Origin of the sequence: Hymenobacter sp. (assembly GCF_035709525.1) — a bacterium.
Classification (GTDB): Bacteria; Bacteroidota; Bacteroidia; order Cytophagales; family Hymenobacteraceae; genus Hymenobacter.
The window spans coordinates 1-16,131 of sequence record NZ_DASTEP010000001.1 but is presented as its reverse complement, the minus strand read 5'-3'; the positions used below and the strand labels follow the sequence as shown (position 1 = coordinate 16,131).

The following is a 16,131-nucleotide window of genomic DNA, read 5'->3' as shown; positions in this document are numbered from 1 at the left end:
TTAGAGGCCGACGGTGAGGCCCGCCTGGAAGGTGCGGGGCTGGGGCACGGTGGCCCAGTCGAAGTTTTTGGTGTTGGCCACGCCGCTCTGCGAGTTCACCTCGGGGTCGAGGCCCGAGTAAGGCGTGAGGGTGAAGAGGTTAGTGGCCTGCACGTACACCCGCAGCGAGTTGAGGTGGGCCGCCCTAGCCAGCGTTTTGGGGAACGTGTACCCGAGGGTGACGGTGCGCAGGCGGATGAACGAGCCGTCTTCCAGGTAGCGGTCGCTCAGGTTTTGCACCACGCCGCCGTAGTTGTTGCTGGCCGCGTTGGTGGTCAGGCGCGGAATGTCGGTCACGTCGCCCGGCTTTTGCCAGCGGTCGAGCTGGTTGGCGAGGTAGCCAATGTTGCTCTGGGTGCCGCCGTGCACCAGGAAGAAGCGGTTCATATTCATGATTTTAGCGCCCTGCTCGAAGTACAGGTTGAAGCCAAAATCGATGCCCTTCCAGGCAAACGTGTTCGTGACGCCGCCAAAGTAATTGGGCCAGGCGTTGCCCACCAGCTGGCGGTCGGCCACCGTGAGTTGGCCGTCGCCGTTCACGTCTTGGTACTCGGCGTTGCCGGTTTCCGGGTTCACGCGGGTCTGGTGGTAAAGCCAGAACGAGTAGAGCGACTTGCCTTCCTCCAGCCGGAAAATGTCGCGCGAGCCGGCCGTGATGGGCGCGGCCAGCGTCTCCACCCGGTTCACGTTGCGGGCAATGTTGAATGTGGTGCTCCACTGCACCGCGCTGTTATTGACCCAATTGGCCGTCAGCTGTGCTTCGATGCCCTTGTTGCTCACCGCGCCGTAGTTCTGCAATTCCGACGCAAAGCCGGTTTTGCGCGGCACCGGCACGTTGAGTAGCAAGCCCGAAGTGTATTTGTCGTAGTAGTTCAACTCCAGGGCCAGGCGGTTTTTGAGCACGGCCACGTCGATACCGGCGTTCCACTGCCGCGTCGATTCCCAGCTCAGGTCGGGGTTGGCGAGCTGGAAGGGGGCCGTGCCGGGCAGGTCGAGGTAGTTGGCCCCGCCCTGCACGAGGCCCCGGGCGGCAAAGTCACCGATGCCGTTCTGGTTGCCGGTGCGGCCGAGGCTGGCCCGCAGCTTCAGCTCGTCAAATACGCCTAAGTCTTTGATAAACTGCTCTTCACCCAGCCGCCAGCCCAACCCCACGGCCGGGAAGTAGCCCCACTTGTTATTGGTGCCGAAGCGCGACGAGGCATCGGCGCGGGCGCTCACGTCGGCCGTGTAGCGCTCCTTGTAGCTATAAGTCACCTTACCAAAAAACGACACCAGCCCCGCCAGCGAGCGGCTCGACGAGCCCGTTTGGGTCGCCGCCGAGGCTATGGTCGTCAGGTCGTTGCTCGGAAACTGTTGCCCCAGCAGACTGGTGCGCTGGAAAGTGTTGCGCTGCAACGTGTTACCGACCACCGCTTGCAGGGCGTGGTTTTCGCCGAAGGTGGTGCGGTAGTTTAGGGTCTGCTCGTTCAGCAGCGTGATGTCGCGCGAAAGGTACGAGGCCGCCGTACCCCTGGGCTGCCCGGCCAGGATGAGCGTGTTGTTGAAGTTGTTTTCGTACATGTCGTTGAAGTCGATGCTCCAACTCGAGCGCAAGGTCAGGTTTGGCAGGAATCGGTACTCGCCGTACACGTTCGAAATCACCCGCGTGCCCACCGCGTCGTTGTTCAGGTTATTGATGAGCGCCAGGTGGTTATCGAAGCTACCGTACTTGGCATACGAGCCATCGGTGTTGTAAACGGGCAGGTTGGTGCGCGGAAACAAAGCCGAATTGATGACGCCCACCGGGTTGTTGTCGTTGCTGCTCACGTTGCGCTGAGTGCGCGTGAGGGCGGTGCTGGTGCCGATGCGCAGCTTGTCGGTCACCGAGTTATCGAGGTTCACCCGGAGGCTGAAACGGTTGAACTTGCTGGGTTGCACTATCGACTCCTGGCTGAAATACCCTGCCGCCAGGTAAAACTGCGTTTTGTCGGAGCCGCCCGCCGCCGACAATTGATAGCTCTGGGTGCCCGCCCGCCGAAACACGTCGCTGAGTCGGTCGTAGGTCGGCTGCTCGTCGGGTAGGCCGCGCCCGCCCGAGGCCACCGAGCGGTAGGGCACCAGCGCCACGCTGCCGCCGTCGTTGAGAAAACGCTCGTTTTCCAGTGTGGCTAGTTGCGGGCCGGTCACCAGGTCGTAGGTCCTAGGTGCCTTTGAGGTGGCCAGGTAGGTGTCCAGCGTGATGCGCGTTTTGGTGTTGGCCTTGCCGCGCTTGGTTTGGATGAGCACTACGCCGTTGGCCCCGCGCGAGCCGTAGATGGCCGTGGCGTTGGCATCCTTCAGAATTTCAATGCTCTGAATATCGGCTGGGTTAATGTCCGCAATTGGGTTAGCCGATACCTGGTTGCCGAGGCCGGTGGCTACGAGGTTGGTGTTGTTGATAAACACGCCATCGACCACGTAAAGTGGGTCGTTGCTGGCATTCACCGAGTTGCTGCCCCGGATGCGGATGAAGATGCCGCCGCCCGGCACGCCCGAGTTGGCCGATACCTGCACGCCCGGCGCCCGGCCCTGCAAGAGCTGGTCGGCGCTGGCCGCCGGCACGTCCTTAATAGCCGCACCCTGCACCGTTGAGATGGCGCTGGTGAGGGTGCGGCGGTTTTGCTCGCTGTAGCCCGTCACTACCACTTCGTTGAGGCTTTGCACGTCGGTGGGCAGGGCCACGTCGAGCGGCCCGGCACCCACCTGCACCTCGCGCTTGGCGTAGCCTATCGCGCTGATGATGAGCGTAGAGCCGGGCGCCACGCCGGGTAGCGAGAAGTGCCCCTGGGCGTCGGTGCTGGCGCCCTGGCTGGTGCCCTTCACCACCACCGTGGCGCCCGGTAGCGGGGTGTGGCTGTCGCCGTCGGTGACGGTGCCGGCGGCCGGGGGCGCGCCGGTAGTTTGGGCCGCCGCCAGGCTGGCCCGGCTTAGGCAGAGGGCGAGCACGGCCGCCCGCCCCAGGGGTAGGGTAGATTTTTTCATGGCAAGAAGGGGAGGACTGGTCGGGCCGACTGTGGCCCCGGTAAGCCCGCAAAACGCAGCCACGGGGGCCAGGGCGGCAAGCCGCAACTGCCTGGCGAAGGCAAGACCAGATGAAAAAAGGCGCGGGCCGGCCGGCAGTGGCCCGGCTACTTGTGCACAGCAGCCAGCCAGAGGCGAGGGAAAACCCGCAATAGTAGGGCGCTGCTGCGTTGGATGGAACAGCCTAGCCAGTAGCCGCTTAGGTGCGGCGTAAGTGCCCGCAGGGTGCGGGCGCGCCCGTGCCGGCTAAGCCGGCACGGGTGCAGAAAACGGCAAACCCGAAATGTAAAACAGACGCTGCGCTACACTTCCAGCTTGCCTAGCGCATACAAGCGCCAGCCAGCGGCCGACAACACGGCCGCAGCGAAGCCAGTAGGGTGAGCGAAACTTGGGGAAGCAGTAAAGTAGCCACGGCTTGTTTTTATATGGTCAGGACTTGGCACCGTTCCAGCTAGTGGGGGTTGCCGGCGTTTCGTCGAGCCTGTCTCTCCGCGCCTCTGTATAAAAACCATCCTGGGTCAGCAGGTATTGGTGCGCCAAAGGTAGGGGCACTTTTTTGAAAAAAGCAAGCAAAACTTTCATTTTTGCTTCACCACGGTTTTCTAACTGCTACCTGAATGTGATATACTGGCCCTTATTGGATGGTTTTCGAGAAGCCATTGCCATCGCGTAGAGGTGCTTTTTTAGGACCTTTTGGCTGGCCTTACTCTACCCTGCTAAAATAGGGAGTTGAAAGCGAGCGAGTTACCGGGCAAGCCAGGCCAGTAGTGGCCAGACTGTCCGCGCAGCGGCCTCGTCGCAGGCGGTCGCCGAGCGGGTGAGTTGACGCAAGATATTGAGGCCGTGCCGACTGAAGCTGACAGCCCGGTACCCGTGCGGCTTGCGCCGAATCGGCTGGCCGCGCCGGTGCGCCACCACGCCCACGCTCAGGCACAGGGCGTAGGCCAGGCTGACCAGGGCCACGAGTTTACGCAGTTTCTGGCGGCAGCGCAAGTGGGTGGCTTCCAAGTTAAAGCCGCGGCCTTTCAGGTTTTGAAAGCACTGCTCAATCGTCCTGCGCCGGGCATAGAGCTGGTCGAGCCAGCCCAGGCCGGGCGTTGCGAATAGAAACATAAAGTCGTTGTCCGACAGGGCGTTGACCCACACCTGTGCCCACACCCCATCTACCTGGCGGTGCGCCACGCGCCGCACCTGCCCCACGGCCAACCCCAGGTCAGCGACAGCCTGCTGTCAGCCGTCGGGGTGGGTGAGCAAGTGGTGCCGCGGTAGGCGCATGACAAAGTTCAAGCCGTTGTCTTTGAGCCATTTCAGCCAGGTGTGCCCGACAAATTCGCGGTCCCCCACTACCAGCCCGATGCGCTGGCGGCCCAGCAGCCGCAGGCAGACGCGCAAGAGGGCGATGCGGTCAGCGGCCGAGGAGTTGCCGCTGCGGTTATCGAGCAACTCCCAGTAAAGGGGTATGTGAAACGCGCCCTGTCCGACCATAACGAGCAGGCTATTGACCTGGCAGCGACCGAAATCCCATTCGGTGCGGTCTAGGCACAGGCGCAGCTTGCCCTGGCGAGTCAACAGGCTGAGCAGCAACTGAGCCAGCACGAAGTAGTCCAGCTCGTCCTCGCGGAAGAAATTCTGAATCCGGGTTTGGTTAGAGGCCATTTTGACCGCGTCGTTCAGGTGCTGGGCCACTTCGCCAAACTGAATATTGCGACTTTTGAGTAAGGTAATAATAAGCTGAGCGACAATATTTTGACGAGCCAGATTGCGCGCGATAGGCGCCCGGCGCAAAAGCGTCGTAATTTTGGCACTGAGGCATTGCTTCACAGGGCAGAACGAACGCAGGAGTGTAGGAACCCCAAAGGTCGGACTGTCCCGTTTTTATGCCCCCAATTTTAGTAGGGTAGAGTAGCCTAGTCTAACTCCTCATAGTCAAATACCAGCGTCAATTCACGCTGCCAGAGCTGTTGGCGACGTTGCCCTTCCGCCCACGCCTCCTGCTCAGTCAGGAGTTCTAAGAAGCTGTTTAAGTTAAATGAGCAAGTCGGCGAATAGTAGCCACGTAGAGCCACGCGTTGGCGTGGGTAGTTTTGCGTTCGTAGTCTTTGGCTAGGCGCCGATTAGTGCCGGCCCAAGCAATGCTGCGCTCGACTACCCAGCGTTTAGCATGGATGAAAAAACGGCCTTTTTGCGCCAGCACACCCGTGGGCACCTGGGCCTGTATACCTCGTTGGGCCAGGTGCTGGCGGAAGCTGCGGCCAAAGCCGCCATCCACAAAGACGAGTTGCACCTGGTCAAGCAGTTCATTACGCAGGGCCAAGGCATCCCAGACCTTGGTGGCAGTGGTTCCGTCGTGACAGTTGGCTGCTACTACGCAGCTAGCCAGCAAATTGACTAAGGTGTCTACCAGAAAAAAGCGTTTGCGCCCTTTGATACGTTTCCCTGCGTCGTACCCTACGCGGCACGTGCTGGTCGCCGTATTTTTCACGCTTTGACTGTCAAGGATGACGGCGGTAGGCTGCGCCTTTTTTTGCCCGTTCGCGAGCCGCAATGCGCAGGCAGCCACTCACCCGCTCCCAGGTGCCATCGGCGCTCCACTTGGCAAAGTAGTAGTACACCGTCACCCACGGCGGCAGGTCGGCGGGGATGTCGCGCCAGACACAGCCGTTTTTCAGCACGTAGAAAATGCCATTCACAAGCGCTTGAAGTGGCCACTTACTGGTACGTTGCACGACAAAAAGGGGGGCAATACGCTGCCATTGACCCTTGGTTAAGTCTGAACTATAACGCTTTCGCTGCATACAGCAAATTTACTAACTTAAACAGCTTCTAAGGCTATTGCTGACCGCCCCCCAGAGGTAGCCAGCCCGATGCCCGCTAGCGTCGGGTACCAGTAAGGCGCTACAAACAGGGTTCCGAGTTCCGCCGCTGCCTTGCGTCGCAAAATGGTCCGGCTAATCGCTAACACCGCGCATCGGGCCTCATTCGTCGGCCCGATAGAGCGAGCTTTTTGCCGTTCTAACTCAGCCAATTCATCCCAGAAAGTTAGCTGAGCCGGCGTGAGCGGCGGATGGGGTAACTCGGCGGTAACGTGGGGATGAGCGGCCTGATTGACCCGGAAGTACTGGTGATAGTAGGCGTGGCCCGCTGCCGTAAGGCAGTAACAGGTGGGCGTATCGCTGCCAGCGGGCTGAGCTACCAGTAAGCCAGGGGCGAGTAAGGGCTCCAACCAGGCGAAGAGTATACCCCCGTAGAGCACGCGGCCGAAACTTTCTGTCCCTTCGCGGACCGCGACCAGCCCGTGCGGCTTTTGCGCGTAGGCGGCGGCCAGCGCCCGCCAAGCCAGGTAAGGTAATAATCCCGGTGGGGGCTTCGGCTTCTTGGGCCGCGTCGGTCGTACTTCCCCCAGGAGCTCACGCGCCAGCTTACGACCTGCCCGCGTCAGACTCACGTGGGGCAAGTCATAGTACTCGCGCAGGGCCATGCCGGGAAAGCAAATCGTCCGGTCACTAAGCTCGACCAGTCCCCGTTCGGCCAGCGCCTTCCAGGTACTGCCTGTGCCGGGGCTCACGAGGTGGGGGGCCAGTAGTTCGCGTAGCGGTGTGGGCGGCTTGCCCTCCAGCACACGGTGCTGCCAGCGACCATAGGGCATAGCCCGCCAGACGGCCGCGGGCGTACGCTCCGGGTTCGGCATGCCCCGTGTAAAATCGCGGCGGCGCTGCTGCTCGATTTGTTGGTCGAGCTGATAAGCTGCCAGCAGGTAGTGGCGTTGCCGGTCGTTGAGTTGGGGTGGGGCGAGAATTTTCATCTTCTTAAACTGGCTTACCCTGAGCAGCGGCCATCAGCGCCGGCACGACCCGTTGCAACGCAGCCTGAAATTCCGCCCTTGCAATGGCCACCCGACGAGGGTCGGCACTGCGCGCCGGCCCTACGACGAAGCCCGGAATGGTGCCCATATCTTCCAGCAGAAGATTTACATTTAGACCCCTGCCCCCATACTCGCTTAGGTTAAGACGCAACTCTACCCCTGGACCCAGCAGCTGGTAGTACCACGCATCGGGCATCTCGCGCCGGCGCTGGTACTGCACGGACGAGTCAGCTACTGTTTGATTGGGTCCAAGTACGACCCGGGTGTAGACGGCCTGCGCTGCCTTCCGAAATGCCTGTTCAGTACAGGGCGACGCCTCGGCCGAATGTAGAAGTCGGGGCTCGCTCAGGTGCTGCACCTGTAGCTGACTTTCCCCCGCCAGGAAGACCCACCCCGGCGAGTTATAGCGCAGGTGGGTCTGGGTGCGTGGGTCATACAGGAAGTGCGGGTAAGTCGGCTGCTCAGGCATGGGTTAAAAGGAGGGGAAACGCTCCTAAATCTAGGTGGTTTCAAGGTAAGGCCGACTCCGTTTTTGTGGGGGTATACACTCCGTTTTTGTGGGAGTATAGAACAGCTAAGAGGTGCTTAGTTGGGGCTTGTAAGCGCCTTTTTAAGCGATTTATCCCACAAAAACGGAGTCGAGCCAGGCGCCGCCCAGGCAAAAACTACTATCCGCTTATTTGTAGCTAATCAGCTAAAAAATAATACTTTAAAAAAAGGCTGCTAAAATAACAGCAAGTTTAGCATCTTTAAGGAATTTATAAAGTTTATGCCTGTCGTAACATATTGGATAAAAGGTAATTGAAGAGGGGTTACCCCACAAAAGCGGAGTGACTCCCCCACAGAAACGGAGCAATCTCCCACAAAAACGGAGTGATTCCCCCACAAAAACGGGGTTTAAAGGAGCAATTAGCCCCACAGAAACGGAGTGATTTCCCCACAACACAAAAAGATTGTGGGTTGAGGGTTGCCTGCCGTGTGCTTTTGCCCGGCCCGCCTATCATGCTCATAGCTAAAAAACCTCTTCCCGCCGTCACAACCAGCAACCCGCTCGTGGTGCAGCACAATGCCATGGTGAACGCTGGGTTCACGATGTCAGCCCTTGAAATGCGCTTCTTCCTGGCCATGCTTAGCCGCATTAGCCGGGAGGATAGTATCCTGCCCACGTGTCGGATTACGGTGAAGGAACTCTGCCCCGATAGTACCAGCGCGACGGTCTATGCAGACGTGCGGGAAATGGTGACGCGCATGCTATCTCGCATTCTGCTGCTGGAAATACTAGGGCCCAATGGAGAGCGGGTGAAACAGCCCGACATCCAAGGCTTTCCGCTGATGGGTAGAGCGCTTTACTTAAAGAAAGAAGGTGTCGTCGAGGCCGTCTTCAACGACCATCTCCGGCCCTACCTGCTGGAGTTGACGAGTAATTTCACCAAAGCTCAACTCAGCCAGCTGCTCAAAATTAAGCGACCGGCCTCGCACCGCATTTACTGGCTGCTTCGTGAGTACGCGGCTTTTGGTAAACGAACGGTGGGAGTGGATGAGTTGCGGCACATCCTGGGATTTACCGACGAGTACGCCGACCGCTTCGACCACTTTAAGGCCCGCGTGCTGGAGCCCGCCCGGAAGGAATTGTCCCAGACGGATTTACCTTTCACGTATGAGCTGCTCAAGGAAGGGCGCGTAGTGAGTGCTATTCGCTTCCTGTTTTTGCCCAATAGCGCCCAGGCCTCGGCGCTACCGTCCGCCGCGGTCGAGCCGTGGGCCCAGGCGCTGTTCGAAGTTGGCGTGGCGGACAAAAGCCTGGAGGTAGTGCGCGAGAAGCTGGCCGCGGGCGAATACGAGGAAGGCTATGTCCACTACGTGCTGGCGACGGTGCGCGCCCAGGTGCAGAGCGGTAAGGTGAAGAAAGAGGCGGGGGCCGTTTACAAGGCTCTGACCGACGGCTACTTGCTACCTACCTATCGGAAGATGAACCTATCGCCGGCGGCAAAGCCGAACAGGTCCACTAAAGCGGCGCAACCAGCGCATGGCTTCACCAAAGCCGGGGTGAGCGTGGCCGGGGAGCGCCGGCGGCTACTAAGCGGGTTGGAAGATGCCCGAGGTACGTTGGCTTTTGTAAAAAGCAGTGACTTGTATGATGAACGAACCCGCCCGGAAGCCATTACCCGGACGCAGGCCACGATTGCCGACCTAGAACAGCAGTTGGCCCGCTTCGGGAGCTAGCTGTCTTTTTGTGATAGTAGTCAGATTTAAATTGCTTTTTAACAGAGTGATACAACGATTTCTGTAAGGGTATAGCCCGCCACTTTAGGCGTTAACTGGCGGCCGCATTTCCGCAGTGCCCGGCTCGGGCCTGCTTACATTAGCCTTCTGCTTTCTACCGCTCCCAATGCTTACCCCCGAACAGCACGCCCGCCAGCTCATCGATGCTCAACTAACCACCGCCGGCTGGCTCGTGCAGGACTACAAGCAGCTCAACCTAGGGGTGGCCCCCGGCATTGCGGTGCGCGAATACCCCACCGCCTCCGGCCCCGCCGACTATGCTCTGCTGATTGACCGCCGCCTGGTGGGTATCGTGGAAGCCAAGAAGGAAGGAAGCTCGCTCACGGCCGTGGCCGAACAGACGGCCCGCTACCGTAGCAGCGCCACGAAGCACGCGCCCCGCGTGGCCGACGAGCTGCCCTTCGGCTACGAGGCCAATGGGCAGGAAATCCGCTTCATTGATGCCCGCGACCCGGAGCCGCGCTCGCGGCCGGTGTTCGGCTTTCACCGGCCCGATACGCTGCGCGACTGGACCCGGCAGATTGGCACGCTGCGGGCGCGGCTGCGCACGATGCCCACCGTGGCCCCGGCCGGGCTGCGCGACTGCCAGGTGGAAGCCTTGCGCAACCTCGACGTGAGCTTGAAGGACGACCGGCCGCGGGCGCTGATTCAGATGGCCACGGGCTCGGGCAAGACGTTTACGGCGGTCTCGTTTATCTACCGGCTCATCAAGTTTGCGGGGGCCAAGCGGGTGCTGTTTCTGGTGGACCGGGGTAACCTGGGGCGGCAGACCTTGCAGGAGTTTCAGCAGTACACCGCGCCGGATGATGGGCGCAAGTTTACGGAGCTGTATAATGTGCAGCACCTGACCTCGAACCAGCTCGACTCGGTGAGCAAGGTGACGATTACGACCATTCAGCGGCTGTACTCGATGCTGCGGGGCGAGGCCGAGTACGATGCGGGTAACGAGGAGCGCTCGGGCTTCGAGCTGAACGCCGACGCGCCGCAGCGGCCCCGCGAGGTGGCCTACAACCCGGCGGTGCCGCCCGAGGCCTACGACTTCGTGGTGATTGACGAGTGCCACCGCTCCATCTACAACGTGTGGCAGCAGGTGCTGGAGTACTTCGATGCCCACCTCATCGGCCTCACGGCCACGCCGGCCAAGCAAACCTTCGGCTTCTTCAACCAGAACCTGGTGATGGAGTACAGCCACGAGCGCGCTGTAGTAGATGGCGTAAACGTGGGCTCCGACGTGTTTCGCATCCGCACGGCCATCACGGAGCAGGGCGCGCGCATCGAGAAGGGTAGCAGCGTGAAGCGCATGGAGCGCCAGACCCGCAAGAAGCGCTGGGAAACCCTCGATGACGACCTCGTGTACGCGGGCACCCAGCTCGACCGCTCCGTCACGGCCCCCGACCAGATACGCACCGTACTGGCCGAGTGGAAGGCGCGCCTGTTTACGGAGTTGTTTCCGGGCCGCACTATTGTGCCCAAAACGCTGATTTTTGCCAAAACCGACCACCACGCCGACGAAATCGTGGAGCTGGTGCGCGAGCTATTTGGCAAGGGCAACGACTTCTGTAAGAAAATCACTTACGGCTCGGACGAAAACGCCGATACGCTCATCAAGAAGTTTCGCAACGACTTCAACCCCCGCGTGGCCGTGACGGTGGACATGATTTCGACCGGCACCGACATCCGGCCCCTGGAGTGCCTGCTGTTTTTGCGCGACGTGCGCAGCCGGGTATACTTCGACCAGATGAAGGGGCGCGGCACCCGTGTCATCAGCCCCACCGACCTGGAAGCCGTGACCAGCGACGCCGGGGCCAAAACCCGCTTCGTGCTGGTAGATGCCGTGGGCGTGACCAACTCGGAAAAGAAAGATACCGAGAGCGTGGAGCGCCAGCCCGGCACGCTGGGCTTCGAGCGGTTGCTACACGCCGTGGCTCAGGGCAACCACGAGCCCGCCCAGCTGCGCAGCCTGGCCGTGCGCCTGGCCCGGCTTGACCGCCAGCTCACGCCCGACGACCGCGCCGCCGTGCAGGCCGCCACCGGCGGGGCCACCGTGCAGCACCTCGCCGCCCGCCTCTACGACGCCGTAGACCCCGTGAAGCAGGAGGCCGAGGCCCTGCGCCTGGCCACCGCCGAGGCCCACGCCGCCGGCCAGCCCGCCCCCGGCGAGCCCGGCGCGGCCCTCACCGAGCCCACCGATACCCATTGGCAGGAGGCCGTGCGCCAACTCACCGAGGTAGCCGTGCTGCGCTTCGACGACCCGGCCCTGCGCGCGCTGCTGACCAAGGTGCACGCCCAGCACGACCTCGTGATTGACCTCGTGAGCCAGGACCGGGTGCTGCACGCGGGCTTCGAGAGCCAGACCTCGCCCGCGGCGGCGCAGGAGGCCCTGGCCCGGCAGCGGGTCGATACCTTTCAGGCGTTTATCGCGGCGCATAAGGACGAGATTACGGCCTTGCAGCTGCTGCACAACCAGCCCTACGCCCGCCGGGCCGTCACCTTCGCCCACATCCGGGAGCTGGCCCAGGCCCTGCGCCTCGACAACCCCCAGCTCACGCCCGAAAGCCTGTGGGCGGCCTACGAGCAGCTTGAAAAGGCGCGGGTGCGCGGGGCCGGCCCCAAAACCCTGCTCACCAACCTCGTGAGCCTCGTGCGCTACGCTCTGCACCAGACCGACACGCTCACCGCCTACCCCCTGAGCGTGGACGAGCGCTACCACGCCTGGCTGGCCGCCCAGGCCGCAGCCGGCCGCGCCTTCAGCCCCGAGCAGCAGCAGTGGCTGGCCATGATGAAGGAGAAAGTGGCCACCTCCCTCAGCGTGGAGGCCGAGGACTTTACCCTACCGCCCTTCGTGGACCAGGGCGGCTACGCCCGCGCCCGGCAGGTGTTCGGGGCCGACTTACAGCGGCTGGTAGACGAGCTAAACGACGCGCTGGCGGCGTAGCCGGGTGGCCGCTCCTTTACCAAAGTTTACATTTTTCTCCTCTCTTATGGCTTCCTTCTCAGCCGAATTGCACGTAGGTGGGCAGGTTTTTCGGCTGCGGCAGTGCACTTACCAGACGGAGCAGGCAACTGATGCCCGCGGCCGGACAGTGGCCAAGGTGCGCTTCGGGCCCGTGGCCCTGGTGCTGGATGTACCCGAGGGCGATGCGCTGCTGGCCTGGGCCGCTAGTCCGCACAAACGCCAGGCCGCCGACATTGTATTCCGCAGCGTGATGGGGGGTAGCCCCCTCGAAACCCTGCGCCTCAGCGGGGCTTATTGCGTTGCCTATGCGGAAGAGTTTGTGCACGGCGACGCTACTGCGGGTGCTTACGTGGCGCACCTTACGCTCTCGGACCCCGGGGGCTTCACGCTGCTGCCGGGCGGGCCTGCGGCGGGCTTCGTAGCCCCTGCCGCCCGGGAGTATGCGTATGTGGCCCCGGCCGTAGCGGGCAGCAGCGCAGTGGCTGGGCGGCCGTTTCTAAAAAATGAGGCTGACCCTGTACGGGATATACTAGGCTCGGGGCGGGAGTCCCATCCCCAGGAGTGGGAAGCAACCTTGGCAATGCTACGAAGGGAGGGAGTAGAAGTCACTTATCGGCCCGGCGTGATGAGCTATTGGGCAGTGGAAGGACAGGCGGGACGCATGTTGCTGGACCCCGACGCTTCCATTGCAGCATTGCGCCACGAAACACAACATTATCTGGATGACAAAGCGCTTGGCCATCCTGGTATGGGACATTATTTTGAAGACTCGGCAGCGCGTTGGCAGTTGGAATACAATGCGTACATGAAAGAAATCGCGTTTGTGCGGGAGCTGCGCGAGTTTCCCACGGGCAAACAGCTGGTGACATTGGCACGTCAGGAAAAGGCCACCATCTTTGGCTCAGCAATCCTTTAAGATAAATCTATGAATTCGCCCAAAAAAGTATTGAAGGTCAATCCCGATTTCAGCCAGCTGTCGGAAGAAACTCTTCTGAAAACTATGCAAGAAGGCACAGCCAATGCCCGCCAGCTGGCGGCCACGGCCCTGGCCGCCCGGCTACCCGCTAAGCCTGCGCTGGTGGATGCTATCCTGGCGATGATTCAGCGGCCCGATAACCAGCAAGCCGTGGTGATGGGTGTTTTTACCGTGTCCATGATTGGCGTAATGGCCGCGCTGGAAAACGGCGATGCCGCTATCTACTCTCGGCTAAAGCCAGTTATCGCTGGCCTCCCTGCTGTACAACGCGCCGACGTATTTGAGTATTTGCAACTCGCCACGCAAATCAACTATGAGCCGTTGGTCATGGCAGGCTGACGCTAGCGCTCGCCAAGTGTTTGGAGCTAAGTACTTAGAAATGGAAGCGCAGCTCCAGCAAGTAATCAACAAGGCGTATGGAAGCTTCTGACCTGAAACCGAAAACCGCCGCTGCCTGGCTAGCTATCAGCCTGACGTGTACGCGTCAGGGTGCCGCCATCACCTTTGGCATCAGCTTTCAAAACACGGCCCCCGTGCCGCACGAACTGGCCTTTTCCAACCGGGCCCACAAGGCCGAGCTGCTGGGGCTGCTGGCCGAGGATGCGGCGGGCCAGCGGCTGCCGCCCCAGCGCAATCTGGTTATCAAGCCCCTGCGGCCCGACCCCGATGCGCACCCGCTGGCGGCCGGCGGCAGCCTGGTGCACGAGCTGCACGGCACGGTGGCAGAGGGGTGGCTGTCGTTTCCGAGCGCGCTGTATGAGCTGCACCCAGGCGAGTACTACCAAGTTTCTTTTCGGTACGTCGGCGTAACCTCCAACGCCGTAACGCTGCTAGCCTGACCACCCGGCCCTAGGGCTTGGGCCTCACCGCGTAGGCGCTCGATGAGCGGCGGGCGCAGTGGGCCGCCACGCCCGCCCGGCCGGTGTTCGGGGCCGACTTGCTGCGGCTGGTAGACGAGCTGAACGACGCGCTGGCGGCGTAGCTTGGTAGTCGCTTTGCAATAACCAGGCTGCGGGGCGCGTAGCCTAGGTGCTCTTTTCTAAAACATAAGCTACGCCGGCGCAGCCAGCTAGCCAGATGAACCGAATGAACGAAGAACAGGAATTGCCGCAGGGCTGGGTATGGGTAAGTTTAGGTCAGCTTGCAAAAAGGATAACTGACGGGACGCACCAACCCCCTAGGTTTGTTGAAGAAGGTATCCCTTTCGTGTTCGTTAAGCACATTGTTGGCGGAGAAGTCACCTTCGAGAATACGCGGTTTATCTCGCAGCAGGAATACGAACAGCTCAATTCGAGATGCCCGGTTGAAGTGGGAGACGTGCTTTACTCCGCAGTCGGTTCATATGGGGTTGCTGTTCCGGTTACGACTGACAGGCCATTCTCATTTCAGCGTCACATTGCCCATATCAAGCCGCTGAGCGCTGAATTAATGAAGTTTTTGGTACACGTACTAAACTCTTCTATTGGCTTAGACTAAGCGCATCAGGTTGCCCGAGGCGTCGCGCAGAAGTCGGTAACGCTCGGTGATTTGACCAGATTCCGCATTCCCCTGCCGCCCCTACCCGAGCAGCGCCGCATCGTGGCGAAGCTGGAGGAGCTGTTCAGCAAGCTGGATGCGGGCGTGGCGGCCGTGCGCCGCACCCAGGCCCTGCTGAAACGCTACCGCCAATCGGTGCTGCACGCCGCCGTCACGGGCGAGCTCACCCGCGCCTGGCGCGAAGCCCACCCCCCGGCCCCCGCCGAAACCGGGGCCGCCCTGTTGCAGCGCATCCGCGCCGAGCGCCGGGCGCAGTGGGAAGCCGCCCAGGTCGCCAAGCGCGGCGGCCAACTCCCGCTGGGCGAGGGCTGGAAAGCGAAGTATGCCGAGCCGGAAGCGGTGGATACTGTAGGGCTGCCGGAGTTACCGGAGGGGTGGGTATGGGCCACCAGCGAACAGCTTTGTTCTTCGGTTGCGAGCGGTAGCACCCCGAAGCCGGAAGAGCTTTTTGCTGATAAAGGTGAGATTCCTTTCCTCAAGGTTTACAACCTGACCAAAACCGGCCACCTTGACTTTACCAACAAGCCCACCTTCGTTCGTGAGCAGATTCACAACGGGCAGTTAAATAGGTCTAGAGTTAATCCTGGCGATGTCCTCATAAACATCGTTGGCCCACCCTTGGGCAAAGTTTCTATAGTGCCTGACGAATACCCTGAGTGGAATATCAACCAAGCAATTGTGGCTTTTAAAGCTGTGACGGGCTATTCAAACAAGTTTTTGCTTGTGAGCCTGCTGACGGAGACGATTATGAATTGGCTGTTACGCACAGCTAAAACAACGACGAGCCAAGTCAATCTATCGGTAACAGTTTGCCGCCAATTGCCCTTGCCGCTGCCTTCTGAAGCCGAGCAAGCCGAAATCGTAGCCGAAGTAGAGCGCCGCCTCACCGTACTCGACGCGCTGAGCCTGACCCTGGCCGACGAGTTGCGCCGCGCCGAGCGCCTGCGCCAAAGTATCCTGCACCGGGCCTTCACCGGCCGCCTCGTGCCCCAGGAGGCCACCGACGAGCCGGCCGCCGCCCTGCTGGCCCGCCTGCGCGACGCCGGGGCCGCCCCCGCCAAAGCCAAGACCGGGCGCGGGCGCAAAGCTGCCCCCCAACCGAAGCAACTTTCCATCAAGCTATAGGCACCACTTTTATCCCACCCCCACCTCATGAAAAGCAAAATCAACCGTACCAATTGGCTTAACCAGCTCGATGTCGTGAACTGCGGCGAATTTCATTCGCAGCAGGCCGCCAACGAGGTGTACGCCTGCCCGGCCAAGGGCGGCGCCTACTCACACAAACGCTGCGAATTTCTGGGCATGTACTGGGGTAAGTCGGTCCACCGCGTCGGCCGGATACTGGGCATCGTGGATGTGCACCCGCTCAACTCCGCCCTCGACCGCGTGTGCTGGAATAATGCCGACCCGGCAATGATGAGCAACACCGCCCTTATAAGC

15 protein-coding genes, 1 pseudogene and 1 riboswitch are annotated in these 16,131 nt (G+C 61.1%); of the genes and pseudogenes, 9 read left to right on the top strand and 7 right to left on the bottom strand.

Annotated features, from left to right (window positions below; all coding sequences use genetic code 11):
- The 7 genes from VFO93_RS00080 to VFO93_RS00050 form a co-directional block, all read right to left on the bottom strand.
- Positions 1–3,039 (bottom strand): TonB-dependent receptor, encoded by a 3,039-nt coding sequence (locus tag VFO93_RS00080; protein WP_325132255.1) that lies wholly within the window; start codon positions 3,037–3,039, stop codon positions 1–3.
- 457 nt (positions 3,040–3,496) lie between these two features.
- Positions 3,497–3,586: riboswitch (SAM riboswitch) on the bottom strand.
- A 236-nt stretch (positions 3,587–3,822) separates the two neighbouring features.
- Entirely contained in the window at positions 3,823–4,278 is a 456-nt protein-coding gene (locus VFO93_RS00075; protein ID WP_325132254.1) for a transposase, read from the bottom strand.
- Positions 4,279–4,308: 30 nt separating this feature from the next.
- On the bottom strand, positions 4,309–4,899 hold the full coding sequence (locus VFO93_RS00070; protein WP_325132253.1) for a hypothetical protein: 591 nt from the start codon (positions 4,897–4,899) through the stop codon (positions 4,309–4,311).
- 199 nt (positions 4,900–5,098) lie between these two features.
- Positions 5,099–5,560 (bottom strand): transposase, encoded by a 462-nt coding sequence (locus tag VFO93_RS22325; RefSeq protein ID WP_414653537.1) that lies wholly within the window; start codon positions 5,558–5,560, stop codon positions 5,099–5,101.
- 10 nt (positions 5,561–5,570) lie between these two features.
- Positions 5,571–5,873, bottom strand: a complete 303-nt coding sequence (locus VFO93_RS00060) for a transposase (RefSeq protein ID WP_325132251.1) — start codon at positions 5,871–5,873, stop codon at positions 5,571–5,573.
- Positions 5,874–5,890: 17 nt separating this feature from the next.
- On the bottom strand, positions 5,891–6,880 hold the full coding sequence (locus VFO93_RS00055) for a hypothetical protein (protein ID WP_325132250.1): 990 nt from the start codon (positions 6,878–6,880) through the stop codon (positions 5,891–5,893).
- A 4-nt stretch (positions 6,881–6,884) separates the two neighbouring features.
- Positions 6,885–7,409, bottom strand: a complete 525-nt coding sequence (locus VFO93_RS00050; RefSeq protein WP_325132249.1) for a hypothetical protein — start codon at positions 7,407–7,409, stop codon at positions 6,885–6,887.
- 533 nt (positions 7,410–7,942) lie between these two features.
- On the opposite strand from VFO93_RS00050, the gene VFO93_RS00045 reads away from it, so the two are divergent.
- The 9 genes and pseudogenes from VFO93_RS00045 to VFO93_RS00005 all read left to right on the top strand — a co-directional run.
- A complete protein-coding gene (locus VFO93_RS00045; protein ID WP_325132248.1) occupies positions 7,943–9,163 on the top strand; it encodes a replication initiation protein in 1,221 nt (406 codons plus the stop codon).
- Positions 9,164–9,329: 166 nt separating this feature from the next.
- Complete coding sequence (locus VFO93_RS00040; RefSeq protein WP_325132247.1) at positions 9,330–12,158, top strand: DEAD/DEAH box helicase family protein; 2,829 nt, start codon at positions 9,330–9,332, stop codon at positions 12,156–12,158.
- A 46-nt stretch (positions 12,159–12,204) separates the two neighbouring features.
- Positions 12,205–13,095 (top strand): type VI secretion system tube protein TssD, encoded by an 891-nt coding sequence (tssD, locus tag VFO93_RS00035; RefSeq protein ID WP_325132246.1) that lies wholly within the window; start codon positions 12,205–12,207, stop codon positions 13,093–13,095.
- A gap of 9 nt (positions 13,096–13,104) precedes the next feature.
- Complete coding sequence (locus VFO93_RS00030; protein WP_325132245.1) at positions 13,105–13,494, top strand: hypothetical protein; 390 nt, start codon at positions 13,105–13,107, stop codon at positions 13,492–13,494.
- Between the two features lie 77 nt (positions 13,495–13,571).
- Complete coding sequence (locus VFO93_RS00025) at positions 13,572–13,994, top strand: hypothetical protein (RefSeq protein WP_325132244.1); 423 nt, start codon at positions 13,572–13,574, stop codon at positions 13,992–13,994.
- A 247-nt stretch (positions 13,995–14,241) separates the two neighbouring features.
- Positions 14,242–14,631 (top strand): hypothetical protein, encoded by a 390-nt coding sequence (locus VFO93_RS00020; RefSeq protein WP_325132243.1) that lies wholly within the window; start codon positions 14,242–14,244, stop codon positions 14,629–14,631.
- A gap of 24 nt (positions 14,632–14,655) precedes the next feature.
- Positions 14,656–14,748: pseudogene (locus tag VFO93_RS00015) on the top strand (restriction endonuclease subunit S); the annotation flags it as partial.
- Entirely contained in the window at positions 14,734–15,816 is a 1,083-nt protein-coding gene (locus tag VFO93_RS00010) for a restriction endonuclease subunit S (protein ID WP_325132265.1), read from the top strand. The pseudogene VFO93_RS00015 and the gene VFO93_RS00010, both read left to right, overlap by 15 nt.
- A gap of 27 nt (positions 15,817–15,843) precedes the next feature.
- On the top strand, positions 15,844–16,131 hold a 288-nt coding region (locus VFO93_RS00005), incomplete at its 3' end, for a hypothetical protein (RefSeq protein ID WP_325132242.1).